A 13048-nucleotide genomic window follows, 5' to 3' on the forward strand; every position below is an offset into this window, starting at 1 on the left:
CAGACACACCGCCAACCCTTTTATGCTTAACTGTTCGCTCAAAACCAGCGAACACTTGCCCCATGCACTTGCCCCTCGACCGCACCAGCACCACCCCGCTGGTACAGCAACTCACCGACCACCTGCAAACCTGGATCGACCAGCAACGCCTGCGCCCCGGCGCGCGCCTGCCGTCGATCCGGGCCTTGGCCCGCAGCCAGGCGGTCAGTGCGTCGTGTGTGATCGAAGCCTACGACCGCCTGGTCGCCAGCGGCTGGCTGGAGGCCCGCCACGGCACTGGTTTTTTCGTCGCCGAGCGCAAACCCGGCCTGGCCGTGGAAGACGCCCAACCCTGGGGCGAGGCTGGCGACGGCAGCTGGCGGCAGTTTCGCGAGGGCCATGACGAGTTGCTCAAGCTGGGCTGCGGCTGGTTGCCCAGCAGTTGGCGCGCCGCCACCGAACTGGCCCAGGCAGTGCGCCAGGTCAGCCGCGGCAACCCACAGGACCTGTTCGACTATTGCCCACCTTTGGGCCTGGCCAGCCTTCGCCAGCAGTTGCACAAGCGCCTGGCGCAGCTGGGCATCGCCGCCGGCCCCGAACGTATCCTCACCACCCACGGCGCCAGCCACGGCCTCGACCTGCTGGTGCGCACCCTGCTGCGCCCGGGCGACACGGTGCTGGTGGAAAACCCCGGCTACTACAACCTGTACAACCTGCTGCGCCAGCACCAGGTGCACATGCTGCCGGTGCCGCGCACCGCCGAAGGCCCGGACCTGGCCACCCTCGAAGCTCTGCTGGCGGCGCACAAGCCGCGCTGCCTGTTCATCAACAGCCTGTACCAAAACCCCACCGGCACCAGCCTGACGCCCAAGGTGGCCTACCGCCTGCTGGAGCTGGCCCGCGAGCACGACTTGCGCATCATCGAGGACGATATCTACGCCGACTTCCAGGAAGGCCCGGCCACCCGCCTGGCCACCCTCGACAGCGAACAGCGGGTAATCTACATGGCCAGCTTCTCGAAAACTCTCAGCAGCTCGCTGCGGGTCGGCTACCTGGTCGCCGACCCGGCATTGCTGGCGCGCCTGGCCGAGTTGAAGATGGTCAGCGGTATCGGCACCTCGCGCTTTGCCGAGCAGGTGGTGGGGCAGATGCTGGCCAACGGCAGCTACCGCAAGAGCGTGCAGCGCCTGCGTGTGCGCCTGGGGCAGCACATGGCCAGGCTGCTAGGCCAGCTGGAACAGGCGGGCTGGCAGGTGTTCTGCGAGCCCTACGGCGGCATGTTCGTCTGGGCCTGCGTGCCGGGCCGGGATTTCGCCAGCCTGGAGCGCCTGGCGCTGGAACACGATGTGCTGCTCACCCCCGGCAGCGCCTTCGATTACCAGGGCGCGGCCAGCACCTGGCTGCGCATCAATGTCGCCTACGGGCAGGACTCTCGCGCCCAGGCCTTCCTTCAGCACGCAGGGCGACCTCTGCCAAGCTGATAGCGACACGCTCATAGCTATTTGACACTATTCTGACGCCAGGCCCTTGTTCATCGGCTGGCAACGTTGCCACCCTTGGCCTTCGGGATAACCTCGCACGCAGAAGGGGAATCGGCATGGGCGCGAGCAAGCACGGTGTGCTGGCCAACCTGGGCATGGCCCGCAAACTTGGCCTGGGCTTTGCCTTGGTGCTGGTGCTGACCCTGGCGGTGGCGGCCATTGGCATTGCCGCGCTGCACAGTGTTGGCCAGCGCTTCGACAGCTTGCGCCAACTGGCCCAGTTCAATACCGACCTGCTGCGCTTGCGCCAGCACGAGCAGGCCTTTGCCCTGCGCTCCGACCTGCAGCAGGCCGAGGCCTTGCGCAGTGGCCTGCAGGGCCTGGCCGAACGCGCCCGTGGCCTGCCGGCGCTGGCAGCGGCGGAAACCGACCTGGCCGCCTACGGCCAGGCATTCGAGGCCTTTGTCGAAGCGGTGCAGGCCAAGGAGCTGGCGCTGGACATGGCCAGCTGGTCGGTGTCCAGCGTGGCCAACAACCTCGATGTGCTGCAGGCCGGCCTGGCTGACGACGGCGTGTATACCCTCAAGCAGTCCCAGGGCCAGCAGGGCGGTGCGTTCCTCGAGCAGGCCGGGCAGGTGGCACAGGTGTCGCGGCTGATGCTGCAGGCCATGGACGAAGCGCGGGTACGCCTGGAAAAAAGCCGCAAGGGTGAAGAGGGCGTCAGCCAGGACCGCATCGCCCAGACCGTCGAGGCTGCCAGCCTGGTCAGCCAGTTGCAGGGCGCTGTCAGCGATGCCGGCTACCAGAGTGTGCTTGGCGAAGTGGCAGGGCACATTGGCAGCTTCTCGGAAAAGCTCAACGAATACACTGACCAGCTGGCCCGCGAGCAGGGCTTGAAGGCGCAGTTGCAGGCCAGTGCCGAGCAAGTCACCAGCCGGGTAGACCAGGCTTACCTTGGGCAGGAGCAGGCCCTGCAGGGCGAACTGCAACGCAATGCCGTGGCCATCGGCCTGGCTACGGCATTGGCGCTGCTGGTAGGTGTGCTGGCCGCCTGGCTGATCACCCGCGCCGTGGTCGGGCCGCTCAAGCATGTGATTGCCCGCGCCCAGCGCATCGCTGCCGGCGAGCTGAGCTTTGACGCCCAGGCACCACGGCGTGACGAAGTAGGGCAGCTGATGCAGGCCATGCAGCAGATGGCGGCGGGCTTGTCGGGCATTGTCAGCGGTTTGCAGCAGGGCATCGAGCAACTGGCCGGCAATGCGCAGGCGCTTTCGGCGGTGACCGAGCAGACCAACCGCGAGGTGGGCAGCCAGAAGGAAGAGACCGAGCAGGTAGCCACCGCAATGCAACAGATGACCGCCACGGTGCACGATGTGGCGCGTAATGCCGAAGAGGCGGCGCAGGCGGCCCAGGCTGCGGACGAGAAGGTTGATTCCGGGCAGCAGGTGGTGCGCCAGAGCATGCAGCGCATCGAGCAACTGGCGTCGGCGGCGGAGACGGCCAGCGCCGGTATCGACAGCCTCAGTGCCGAGATCCACACCATTGGCGACGTGCTGGAAGTGATCAAGAGCGTGGCCGAGCAGACCAACCTGCTGGCGCTGAATGCTGCTATCGAAGCCGCTCGGGCGGGTGAGCAGGGCCGTGGTTTTGCCGTGGTCGCTGATGAGGTGCGTGCGCTGGCGCGGCGTACCCGGCAGTCTACCGAGCAGATCGAGACTCTGGTCGCCAGCCTGCGCGGCAATGCCCAGCAGTCGGTGGCGCAGATTCGCGGCAGTACCGAGCTGGTGCGTTTGGCGGTGGCTGATGCACTGCAGACCGAAAGCGCGCTGGGCAGCATTGCGGCGGCGGTGTCATTGATCCAGCAGATGAACCAGCAGATTGCCGCGGCGGCCGAGCAGCAGAGTTCGGTGGCGGAAGAGATCAGCCGTAGCGTCACGCAGATCCGTGGTAGTGCCGATCAGGCGGCGTTGGCAATGCAGGACAATGCCCGTTCGAGTATCGAGCTGGCGCAGTTGGGGACCGACCTGAAGGGGATGGTGGGGCATTTCAGGTTGTGATCTGGGTCCGGGGCTTGTGTTGCCTGTACCGGCCTCTTCGCGGGTAAACCCGCTCCCACAGGAATACCACAATGCTGAATATTGTGTGATCCCTGTGGGAGCGGGTTTACCCGCGAAGAGGCCGGTACAGGCAACAAATACCTTCAGGCCCTACGCGGGTTGAGGATCATCAAGGCCAGCACCCCCGCCACAATCCCCCAGAACGCCGAGCCGATCGAGAACAAGGTCAGCCCCGAAGCGGTCACCATGAAGGTGATCACCGCCGCCTCCCGCTCCCGCGCTTCGCTCATGGCCACGGTCAGCCCGTTCATGATCGAGCCAAACAGCGCCAGCGCCGCAATCGACAGCACCAGCTCTTTCGGCAGCGCCGCAAACAACGCCGCCAAGGTCGCGCCGAACACCCCGGCAATGCCATAGAAAATCCCGCACCACACCGCCGCGGTATAGCGCTTGGCCGGGTCTTCATGGGCATGCGGCCCGGTGCAGATCGCCGCGCTGATCGCCGCCAGGTTGACCCCGTGCGAGCCGAACGGTGCCAGCAGCAGCGAGGCAAAGCCGGTGGCAGAGATCAGCGGCGAGGCCGGCACCTGGTAGCCGTCCGCGCGCAGCACGGCCACACCCGGCATGTTCTGCGAGGTCATCGCCACCACGAACAGCGGGATGCCAATGCTGATGGTCGCCGCCAGCGAGAAGCTTGGCGTGGTCCACACCGGTGTGGCCGCTTCCAGGCGGAAGCCGCTGAAATCCAGCAGGCCCAGGGCGCCGGACAGCACCGTGCCCACCAGCAACGCGGCCAGTACGCAGTAACGCGGCGACAGGCGCTTGACCAGCAGGTAGCTGAAGAACATGCCCAGTACCAGCAAGGTGCGGTGCTGGGCGGCAACGAAGATTTCGCTGCCGATCTTGAACAGGATGCCCGCCAGCAGCGCCGAGGCCAGCGAGGCCGGGATGCGCTTGACCAGGCGCTCGAAGCTCCCCGTCAGGCCACAGATCAGCACCAGCACGGCGCAGGTGATGTAGGCGCCGATCGCCTCGCCATAGCTGACCCCGCCCAGGCTGGTGATCAGCAGGGCGGCGCCGGGGGTGGACCAGGCCACGGTGATCGGCGTGCGGTAACGCAGCGACAGGCCGATGCTGCACACCGCCATGCCGATCGACAACGCCCAGATCCATGACGAAATCTGCGCGCTGGTCAGCCCGGCAGCCTGGCCGGCCTGGAACATCAGCACCAGCGAGCTGGTATAGCCGGTGAGCATGGCGATGAAGCCGGCGACCACCGCCGACGGGGAGCTGTCTGCCAGGGGCCGCAGGCGTGCGGAAGTGGCATCGGTCATGAACAAAATCCTTGTAAAGGTGTAAGCAGTTTTTTCAGACTACAGCGAGCAAGGTTGATCCTTGCCATACAGCGGCCATTGCTTTTAGCCGTACAGTCGCCAACTATTGGGCGCAAATGCAGAACTGCTTGGGAGTGGAGGGGCGATGTACAAGGTCTATGGCGACTACCAGTCGGGCAACTGTTACAAGGTCAAGCTGATGTTGAGCCTGCTGGGCCGGCCATATGAATGGCACCCGGTGGACATCCTCAAGGGCGAGACCGAAACGCCCGAGTTCCTGGCGATGAACCCCAACGGCAAGGTGCCGGTGCTGGGGCTGGAAGACGGCAGCTACCTGTGGGAGTCCAATGCCATTCTCAACTTCCTGGCCGATGGCAGCGAGTTTCTGCCCACCGAGCCACGCCTGCGCACCCAGGTGTTGCAGTGGCAGTTCTTCGAGCAGTACAGCCATGAGCCGTACATTGCCGTGGCGCGTTTCATCCAGTTCTACCTGGGGTTGCCGGACGAGCGCCTGGAGGAGTACCGCAAGCTGCACAAGGGCGGTTACAAGGCCCTGAGGGTGATGGAGCGGCAGCTGCAGATGACGCCGTACCTGGTCGGCGAGCAATATTCGATTGCCGATGTGGCGTTGTATGCCTACACCCATGTGGCGCAGCAGGGCGGGTTCGACCTGGCCGACTACCCGGCAGTGAGGGCCTGGCTGGAGCGGGTCAGCAGCCATCCACGGCATGTGCCGATGGTGGGCTGATCTTTAGCCTGTACTGGCCCTATCGCCGGCAAGCCAGCTCCCACAGGTTCACCACAGGACTGAATATTGTGGGATCCCTGTGGGAGCTGGCTTGCCGGCGATAGGGCCGGTACAGGAAACCTGCAAACTGTCAGGCCGAAGCGAACCGCTCATCCAGGTAGGCAATGATCGCCTTGGACTCATACATCCAGGTCACCTTGCCCGCTTCTTCAATGCGCAGGCACGGCACTTTCACCCGGCCGCCACCTTCCTGCAGGGCCTGGCGGTGCACCGGGTCATTCTTGGCATCGCGCAGCGCCACCGGCACGTTCAAACGGTGCAGGGTACGGCGGGTCTTGACGCAGAACGGGCAGGCGTGGAACTGGTACAGCGCCAGGCCCTGGGCCGCTTGCTCGACGCGGGCCTGGGCGGCGGCGTCGCGCTTGCGCTTGGCCGGGCGGCTGATCCAGTCACCGAACACGATGAGCTGGCCGAGGCCAACCCGCAGGGCTTTGACGATCATGGGCAACTCCTGAAATGAAAAAGCCGACCCGGCAGGGTCGGCTCGGGGTCAGCAGCCAATCACTTGATCAGGCTGAGGAACTCGCTGCGGGTGGCGGCGTTTTCGCGGAACTCACCCAGCATCACCGAGGTGATCATGGTCGAGTTCTGCTTCTCGACACCGCGCATCATCATGCACATGTGCTTGGCTTCGATGACCACGGCAACGCCGGCGGCACCGGTTACCTGCTGCACGGCCTCGGCAACCTGGCGGCTGAGGTTTTCCTGGATCTGCAGGCGGCGAGCGTACATGTCGACGATGCGCGCCACCTTCGACAGGCCCAGTACCTTGCCCTTGGGCAGGTAGGCCACGTGCGCCTTGCCGATGAACGGCAGCATGTGGTGTTCGCACATCGAATACAGCTCGATGTCCCGGACCAGCACCATTTCGCTGTTGTCAGAGCTGAACAGCGCGTTGTTGGTGACTTCTTCCAGTGTTTGCTCATAACCGCGGCAAAGGTACTTCATCGCCTTTGCAGCCCGCTTGGGCGTGTCGAGCAGGCCCTCACGGGAGACGTCCTCGCCAATCTGGCTGAGGATCTCGGTGTAGTTCTGTTCCAGGGACATGGATCTACCTGTGGGAAAAAATCGCAAAAACGAAGGGTACGGCGGTGAGGGCGGCGCTGCAAGCGCGGCGTTACTCGTCGCGGCCTTCGAGCATGGTTCGCTTGAGCATCACATACACCGCGCCGGTGCCGCCGTGGCGGGCGTTGCACGAGGCAAAACCGAGCACCTGCGGGTGCTGGCGCAGCCAGGTGTTGACGTGGCTCTTGATCATCGGGCGCTTGCCGTCCAGGCGCGCGGCCTTGCCGTGGGTAACCCGCACGCAGCGCACTTCCAGTTTGGTGGCTTCGGCGATGAAGTCCCACAGGGTTTCGCGGGCCTTTTCCACGGTCATGCCATGCAGGTCGAGGCTGCCCTCGAACGGGATCTGCCCCAGCTTCAGCTTGCGCAGCTGGCCTTCCTGCACGCCGTCGCGGCGCCACAGCAGCTCGTCTTCGGCGCCAACGTCGATGACGAACTGGTCGGACATGCCGTCGATAACCAGCGCCTTGTCACTGCGCACGGTCGCCGCCTGGCGCAGGCCGGCCAGCTTCTGGCGGTCGGCCTTGGGCTTGCCGACTTCGGCGCGGTCGTGCGTGATCGGTTTGACACCGCGCACTTCGGCCTTGAACAGGGAAAAATCGTCGTCTTGCATGATGCCTCCACGTGGGCGGCGTAGTTTACGCGACTGTGGGGCCTTGTGCAGCCTGTGCCGGCCCTTTCGCGGGCACGCCCGCTCCCACAGGGATATCACTGGGGCTGAAGGGAGCGGGGTACCTGTGGGAGCGGGCGTGCCCGCGAAGAGGCCGATACAGGTAATACAACCCCATCAGTCATGCTTCTTCATCAGGTGCGGCGAAAGGTTCAGTTCCCGCCCGCGGCGCAGGCGAATGCGGCTGCGCCGCCAGAAGCGCACTCCCAGCCACAGCAGCAGCAAGCCGGCCACGGTGAGGATGCCGGCCAGCGGTTTGTTGGCATTGAGCTCCGCCAGGGCAGGGTAGTTGCCCAGCAGGCCTGCGACCCCGGCCATCGCCAGCAGCACGCCAAGGGTCGCCAGCATGGCCGACAGGCCGGCCGCCAGGCGGGCGCCCCAGTTACGCGGTTCGCGCGGGCGCAGGCGCTTGGCGTCGAAACTGCCTTTGAGCTTCATTCCGCTCTCCTCTGTGGATATCCGGAATTCGACCTGGAGCCGCCCATCGGGTTCCGCCCGGCTGCCGGGCGGTTGTACCAGCCGATCAGATCAGGCTGGCGGTGGGGGCCACGCAAGCGAAGTTGTCGGCCATCACGGCCATTTCGCACTGGTGGATCTGCGCGGCCGGGATCACCCCATCCTTGAATGCCAGGTCGCGGGTCGCCGAAGCGTCTTCCACCAGGGTGCAGCGGTAACCATAGTCCTTGGCGCGGCGTACCGTGGTGCTGACGCTGGAGTGGCTCATGAAGCCGCAGACGATCAGGTCCAGGTGGCCCAGCGCCTGCAGGGTCTCATGCAGTTGGGTGTTCTTGAATGCATTGGGCATGCGTTTTTCGATGACGATTTCGCCTTCCAGCGGCTCCAGCCCCGGAATGAACTGGCCAGCCGGCCCTTGTGGGTCGAAGCGGCCACCGACAGTGCCCAGGTGGCGAACGTGGATGATCGGACGGCCGCTCTTGCGCGCGGCGTCGAGCAACCTGGCGATGTTGGCCACGGCCTCGTCCATGCCCGACAGCGCCAGGGGCCCGCTGAGGTACTCCTTTTGCGCATCGATGATGATCAGGCTGGCGTGGCTCAGCTTGGCCGGCGGGTAGTCGCGGCCAGTGAGGCGAAACATCGTGGTTGGAACGGACATCAAGGGCTCCTTGGATAGGGCTTTTGTATACCTATTCTCCCCTGCCTTGGCGCCAATGGGAATGGTTGACAACGCAAGCGGCATGGTTACTGGCTTGTGGCTAGCCATTGGGTAAGGCAAAGGAACAAATGTGCGGGTGGGGCTGTTAGACTTTTGTCCGGTCTGAATTAGGAGTACCCCGTGATCACATCCCGCCTGCGCACGCTGCGCGACTACATCCGCTGGGCGGTCAGCCGCTTCCACGAGCACGACCTGTTCTTCGGCCACGGTGCCGACAACGCCTGGGACGAGGCCCGCCTGCTGGTACTTGGGGCGGTGCACCTGCCGTGGGAGGTGGCCGACAGCTACCTGGACTGCATGCTCGAGGACGACGAGCGGGTACGCCTGCAGCACCTGCTGAAGCGCCGTATCGAAGAACGCGTGCCGGCCGCCTACCTGCTGGGCGAGGCCTGGTTCTGCGGCATGTCGTTCATCGTCGACGAGCGCGTGCTGGTGCCGCGTTCGCCGATTGGCGAGCTGATCGAGAAACGCTTCGAGCCGTGGCTGGCGAGCGAGCCGGCGCGCATTCTCGACCTGTGCACCGGTTCTGGCTGCATCGGCATCGTTGCCGCCGACGTGTTCCCCGAGGCCGAGGTAGTGCTGGCCGACCTGTCGTTCGAAGCGCTCGAAGTGGCCAACCAGAACATCGAACGCCACGGCCTGGACGGGCGCGTGTATACCGTGCAGGGAGACGGTTTTGGCGGTTTGCCGGGGCAGCGTTTCGACCTGATCCTGTCCAACCCGCCGTATGTCGATGCAGAGGACTTCGACGACATGCCGGCCGAGTATCACCACGAGCCCGAGTTGGGCCTGGCCTGCGGCAACGATGGCCTGGACCTGGTGCGGCGCATGCTGGCCGAAGCGGCGGACCACCTGACCGACAAGGGCTTGCTGATTGTCGAGGTGGGCAACAGCCAGGTGCATGTCGAGGCGCTGTACCCCGAGGTGGACTTTGCCTGGCTGGAGTTCGAGCGCGGCGGGCATGGGGTGTTCATGCTGACTGCCGAGCAGTGCCGCCAGCATCAGGAACTGTTCAAGGCCCGGGTCTGAACCTGAAAGGGGCTGCTCTGCAGCCCAATCGCCGGCAAGCCAGCTCCCACAGGAATACCACAGGCCCGAGCATTGTGGTGGACTTGTGGGAGCTGGCTTGCCGGCGATGGCCGCAACGCGATGTCAGCGCGTGGCAATCCAGATCAGCAACCCCGCCTGGAACACCGCAAACGCCACCAGGCAGGTGATGGTAAAGCGCAACCCGCTGTCCTCACGCTGGTACTTGGCAACCCGTTCATCCCGCTCACGCAGTTGCCCTTCCTTCTCCTGCAACTGCTGGTCAGCCTGCTGCAGCAGGCCGGCAGCATCCAGCATCCCCACTCGCTGCAAGCGCTCGCTGTTCCACGCGCCCTTGAGCTGGCCCACCGTCATTTCCACGGTACGGCCCTTCAGATGCTGGCTGTCCTCGTACTCCACCTCGATACCCATGCCGCGCAGGCAGTGGTCACGACGCAGGCGGGAGTCTTCGTTCAGCGCATCCTTGCTCGGCAGCGCCATGCCCTCGATCTGGTAGTGCGACCACTTGCGCTGCAGCCACTGCGCGGCCTGGGCCAGCAAGAAGCGGCCGATGCCACGGTTCAGCGGCTCCAGTTGCAAGCCATGTTCATTGCCAATGCGCACCAGGCGTGCTGTGTGGTCGACGCGAATGTCCAGGCGGTTCTGTTCCTTGTGCACCTTCTGCCCGGGCAGCTGGATTTCCATGCGCAACAGGCTGTGGGCCTTGTCGTGGCGTTCGGCATAGCCGAACTGCACAAAGCGCAGCGGCCGTGCGCCGGTGTTGCGGTCGGTGGGCAGGGCGGCCAGGCGCAACAGCTGGAAATGTTCGGCGGCCAGCTCGGCCCAGGGCAGGGCGGTGCTTTCCTCGGGCTCTTCGGCCGGCTCTACGGCGGCGGGGGCGGTTGTCATCAGGGTTTGTCCTCAAGTGCGTGCCGGCTGCAAGAGGGGGCACTGCGTGCCCCTTTCGCGACGCAAGGCCGCTCCTACAGAGGATCGCGCATCGCAGAGACGACGCGTAACGCTGTAGGAGCGGCCTTGTGTCGCGAAGGGCCGCGCAGCGGCCCCAATTTTCGCCGTTATCCACCCTATCGGCAGAAGCGCCCGGGACCTGAGCCTATTTCCCTTACGCCGAAGGCAAATGCTGGATAAACGTCACAATCTGCTCGCCCAGCTCCCTCGCCAGCGGCAGTTCAGGGTTGAGGTAGCTGTCGCGCTGCTGGCTCATCGCCTTGGGGCTGATGCGCAGCATGTGGTTCATGCCATCGATCAGCACCAGTTGGGCATCCGGCTTGGCCGCCTTCAGCCGTTCGGCGTCGACCACGCCCACCTGCACGTCGTTGCGCCCCTGCACGATCAGCGCGGGCATGGGCAGGCGGGCAAAGGCCGCCGCCGGGTTCTGCTGGAACAGCGAAATCAGGTAGGGCTGCACGCTGGGGCGGAACACCTGGCGCAGCGGCGCCGGCACCTCCAGGCTGGTCTGCCCGGCCTGCAGGCGGTCGAGCAGGGCGCTGCCACCGGCCAATTGTGCCGGCGGCAGGCGCTGGGCCAGCTGTTCGCGCAGTACCTCGGCCAACGGCCGGCCGCTGCCGGCCAGGGTAATCACCGCGCTGGCGCCGGCCTGCTCGGCGGCCAGGCTGGCGATCAGCGCGCCTTCGCTGTGGCCGATCAGGATCAACGGGCCAAAGCGCGGGTCGGCCTTGAGCTTGTGGCTCCAGGCGACCACGTCGGCCACGTAGCGCTCCACGCTCAGGTCACGCTCGTCGGGCGTGGCCGGCTGGCTGGCGGCCACCCCGCGCTTGTCGTAGCGCACGCTGGCGATGTGCTCGTTGGCCAGTAGCAGGGCCAGGCGCTTGAGGTTGTCGACCCGGCCTGACGCCGGGTTGTTGCCGTCACGGTCGGTGGGGCCGGAGCCGGCGATGATCAGCACCACCGGTGGCGGGGTGGGCTGTTGTGGCAGCAGCAGGCTGCCGTGCAGCACGCCCTGGCCGGTGTCGAGGTCGATCGGGCGTTGCAGCACGGTGGGGGCGGCGGCCTGGGCCAGACCGGTGCACAGCAGGAAGAAGAGGGCGACGAGGCGCGACATCATGCGGTACTACATGGGGAGATGAGGGTTTGACCCAGTGTTTGCGGGAAGGTTCGAAGGGGAGGTTGCCTGTACTGGCCTCTTCGCGGGTAAACCCGCTCCCACAGGTACAGCACGATTTTCGCATCGTGTGGGGTACCTGTGGGAGCGGGTTTACCCGCGAAGAGGCCAGCACAGGCGATCAATCCATCTGTATACTGCCGCTTTCGTTCACTTCAGGCAGATCTCGCGGAGCGTCCATGTCCGGCAATACCTACGGCAAGCTGTTCACTGTCACCACCGCTGGCGAGAGCCATGGCCCGGCGTTGGTCGCCATTGTCGATGGATGCCCACCGGGCCTGGAAATTTCCCTCGCCGACCTGCAGCACGACCTCGACCGGCGCAAGCCCGGCACCAGCCGGCACACCACCCAGCGCCAGGAAGCCGACGAGGTGGAGATCCTCTCCGGCGTGTTCGAAGGCCGTACCACCGGCTGCTCGATCGGCCTGCTGATCCGCAACACCGACCAGAAGTCCAAGGACTACTCGGCGATCAAGGACCTGTTCCGCCCGGCCCACGCCGACTACACCTACCACCACAAGTACGGCATCCGCGACTACCGCGGCGGTGGCCGCAGCTCGGCCCGCGAAACCGCCATGCGCGTGGCCGCCGGTGCCATCGCCAAGAAATACCTGGCCACCCAGGGCATTACTGTGCGCGGCTACATGAGCCAGCTGGGCCCGATCGAAATCCCGTTCAAGACCTGGGAGTCGGTGGAGCAGAATGCTTTCTTCAGCCCTGACCCGAGCAAAGTGCCGGAGCTGGAGGCCTACATGGACCAGCTGCGCCGTGACCAGGACTCGGTGGGTGCCAAGATCACCGTGGTCGCCGAAGGCGTCATGCCGGGCCTGGGCGAGCCCATCTTCGATCGCCTCGACGCCGAACTGGCCCACGCGCTGATGAGCATCAACGCGGTCAAGGGCGTGGAAATCGGCGCCGGCTTCGCCAGCGTGGCCCAGCGCGGCACCGAGCACCGTGACGAACTGACCCCGGAAGGCTTCCTCAGCAACAATGCTGGCGGCATCCTCGGCGGTATTTCCTCGGGCCAGCCGATCGTTGCCCACCTGGCGCTGAAGCCGACCTCCAGCATCACCACCCCGGGCCGCTCCATCGACATCGACGGCAACCCGGTGGACGTCATCACCAAAGGCCGCCACGACCCGTGCGTGGGCATCCGCGCCACGCCGATCGCCGAGGCGATGATGGCCATCGCGCTGATGGACCACCTGCTGCGCCACCGCGCGCAGAATGCCGATGTGAAGGTGAATACCCCGGTGCTGGGCCAGCTCTGATTCGCTTGCACTGGCCCTATCGCCGGCAAGCCAGCTCCCA

13 protein-coding genes and 1 pseudogene are annotated in these 13048 nt (G+C 65.4%); 6 read left to right on the plus strand and 8 right to left on the minus strand.

All coding sequences use genetic code 11. The features are described from left to right. Positions 1 to 62 precede the first annotated feature (62 nt). The 3 genes and pseudogenes from CAG46_RS12335 (at position 63) to CAG46_RS29325 (ending at position 3517) form a co-directional block, all read left to right on the plus strand. A complete protein-coding gene (locus CAG46_RS12335) occupies positions 63 to 1460 on the plus strand; it encodes a PLP-dependent aminotransferase family protein (protein ID WP_085617724.1) in 1398 nt (465 codons plus the stop codon). Positions 1461 to 2128: 668 nt separating this feature from the next. After that, positions 2129 to 2656 (plus strand): annotated as a pseudogene (locus CAG46_RS29320) (HAMP domain-containing protein); the annotation flags it as partial. After that, entirely contained in the window at positions 2654 to 3517 is an 864-nt protein-coding gene (locus tag CAG46_RS29325; RefSeq protein ID WP_371858040.1) for a methyl-accepting chemotaxis protein, read from the plus strand. The pseudogene CAG46_RS29320 and the gene CAG46_RS29325, both read left to right, overlap by 3 nt. Positions 3518 to 3660: 143 nt before the next feature. Here the strand turns inward: CAG46_RS29325 and CAG46_RS12350 are convergent, their stop codons facing one another. Continuing rightward, positions 3661 to 4851: a benzoate/H(+) symporter BenE family transporter gene (locus CAG46_RS12350; RefSeq protein ID WP_084785075.1), complete on the minus strand. Its 1191-nt coding sequence runs from the start codon at positions 4849 to 4851 to the stop codon at positions 3661 to 3663. Between the two features lie 145 nt (positions 4852 to 4996). Here CAG46_RS12350 and CAG46_RS12355 point away from each other — a divergent pair, with 145 nt between their 5' ends. Next, entirely contained in the window at positions 4997 to 5599 is a 603-nt protein-coding gene (locus tag CAG46_RS12355) for a glutathione S-transferase family protein (RefSeq protein ID WP_061302973.1), read from the plus strand. A 130-nt stretch (positions 5600 to 5729) separates the two neighbouring features. Here CAG46_RS12355 and CAG46_RS12360 read toward each other — a convergent pair whose 3' ends face one another. From CAG46_RS12360 to CAG46_RS12380, 5 genes are all read right to left on the minus strand, one after another. Continuing rightward, positions 5730 to 6101 carry a glutaredoxin gene (locus CAG46_RS12360; RefSeq protein WP_003260822.1) on the minus strand — a complete coding sequence of 124 codons (372 nt, stop codon included), beginning with the start codon at positions 6099 to 6101 and terminating at the stop codon, positions 5730 to 5732. 59 nt (positions 6102 to 6160) lie between these two features. Beyond that, a complete protein-coding gene (gene folE, locus CAG46_RS12365; protein WP_013971502.1) occupies positions 6161 to 6706 on the minus strand; it encodes a GTP cyclohydrolase I FolE in 546 nt (181 codons plus the stop codon). 70 nt (positions 6707 to 6776) lie between these two features. Beyond that, entirely contained in the window at positions 6777 to 7337 is a 561-nt protein-coding gene (locus CAG46_RS12370) for a Smr/MutS family protein (RefSeq protein WP_024086499.1), read from the minus strand. Positions 7338 to 7511: 174 nt separating this feature from the next. Further along, entirely contained in the window at positions 7512 to 7832 is a 321-nt protein-coding gene (locus CAG46_RS12375; RefSeq protein WP_024086500.1) for a hypothetical protein, read from the minus strand. Positions 7833 to 7917: 85 nt separating this feature from the next. Beyond that, positions 7918 to 8508: a cysteine hydrolase family protein gene (locus tag CAG46_RS12380; RefSeq protein ID WP_025338152.1), complete on the minus strand. Its 591-nt coding sequence runs from the start codon at positions 8506 to 8508 to the stop codon at positions 7918 to 7920. A 180-nt stretch (positions 8509 to 8688) separates the two neighbouring features. Here CAG46_RS12380 and prmB point away from each other — a divergent pair, with 180 nt between their 5' ends. Further along, positions 8689 to 9597 (plus strand): 50S ribosomal protein L3 N(5)-glutamine methyltransferase, encoded by a 909-nt coding sequence (gene prmB, locus CAG46_RS12385; RefSeq protein WP_015269350.1) that lies wholly within the window; start codon positions 8689 to 8691, stop codon positions 9595 to 9597. A 123-nt stretch (positions 9598 to 9720) separates the two neighbouring features. Here prmB and CAG46_RS12390 read toward each other — a convergent pair whose 3' ends face one another. Both CAG46_RS12390 and CAG46_RS12395 read right to left on the minus strand, forming a co-directional pair. Continuing rightward, complete coding sequence (locus tag CAG46_RS12390; RefSeq protein WP_085617733.1) at positions 9721 to 10503, minus strand: hypothetical protein; 783 nt, start codon at positions 10501 to 10503, stop codon at positions 9721 to 9723. Between the two features lie 214 nt (positions 10504 to 10717). After that, positions 10718 to 11680, minus strand: coding sequence for an alpha/beta hydrolase (locus CAG46_RS12395; RefSeq protein WP_084785076.1), 963 nt, complete (start codon positions 11678 to 11680; stop codon positions 10718 to 10720). Positions 11681 to 11916: 236 nt separating this feature from the next. On the opposite strand from CAG46_RS12395, the gene aroC reads away from it, so the two are divergent. Next, complete coding sequence (aroC, locus tag CAG46_RS12400; RefSeq protein ID WP_025338155.1) at positions 11917 to 13008, plus strand: chorismate synthase; 1092 nt, start codon at positions 11917 to 11919, stop codon at positions 13006 to 13008. The last annotated feature ends 40 nt before the right edge of the window (positions 13009 to 13048 follow it).

Origin of the sequence: Pseudomonas sp. B23(2017), from assembly GCF_002113725.1 — a bacterium.
Classification (GTDB): Bacteria; Pseudomonadota; Gammaproteobacteria; order Pseudomonadales; family Pseudomonadaceae; genus Aquipseudomonas; species Aquipseudomonas putida_Z.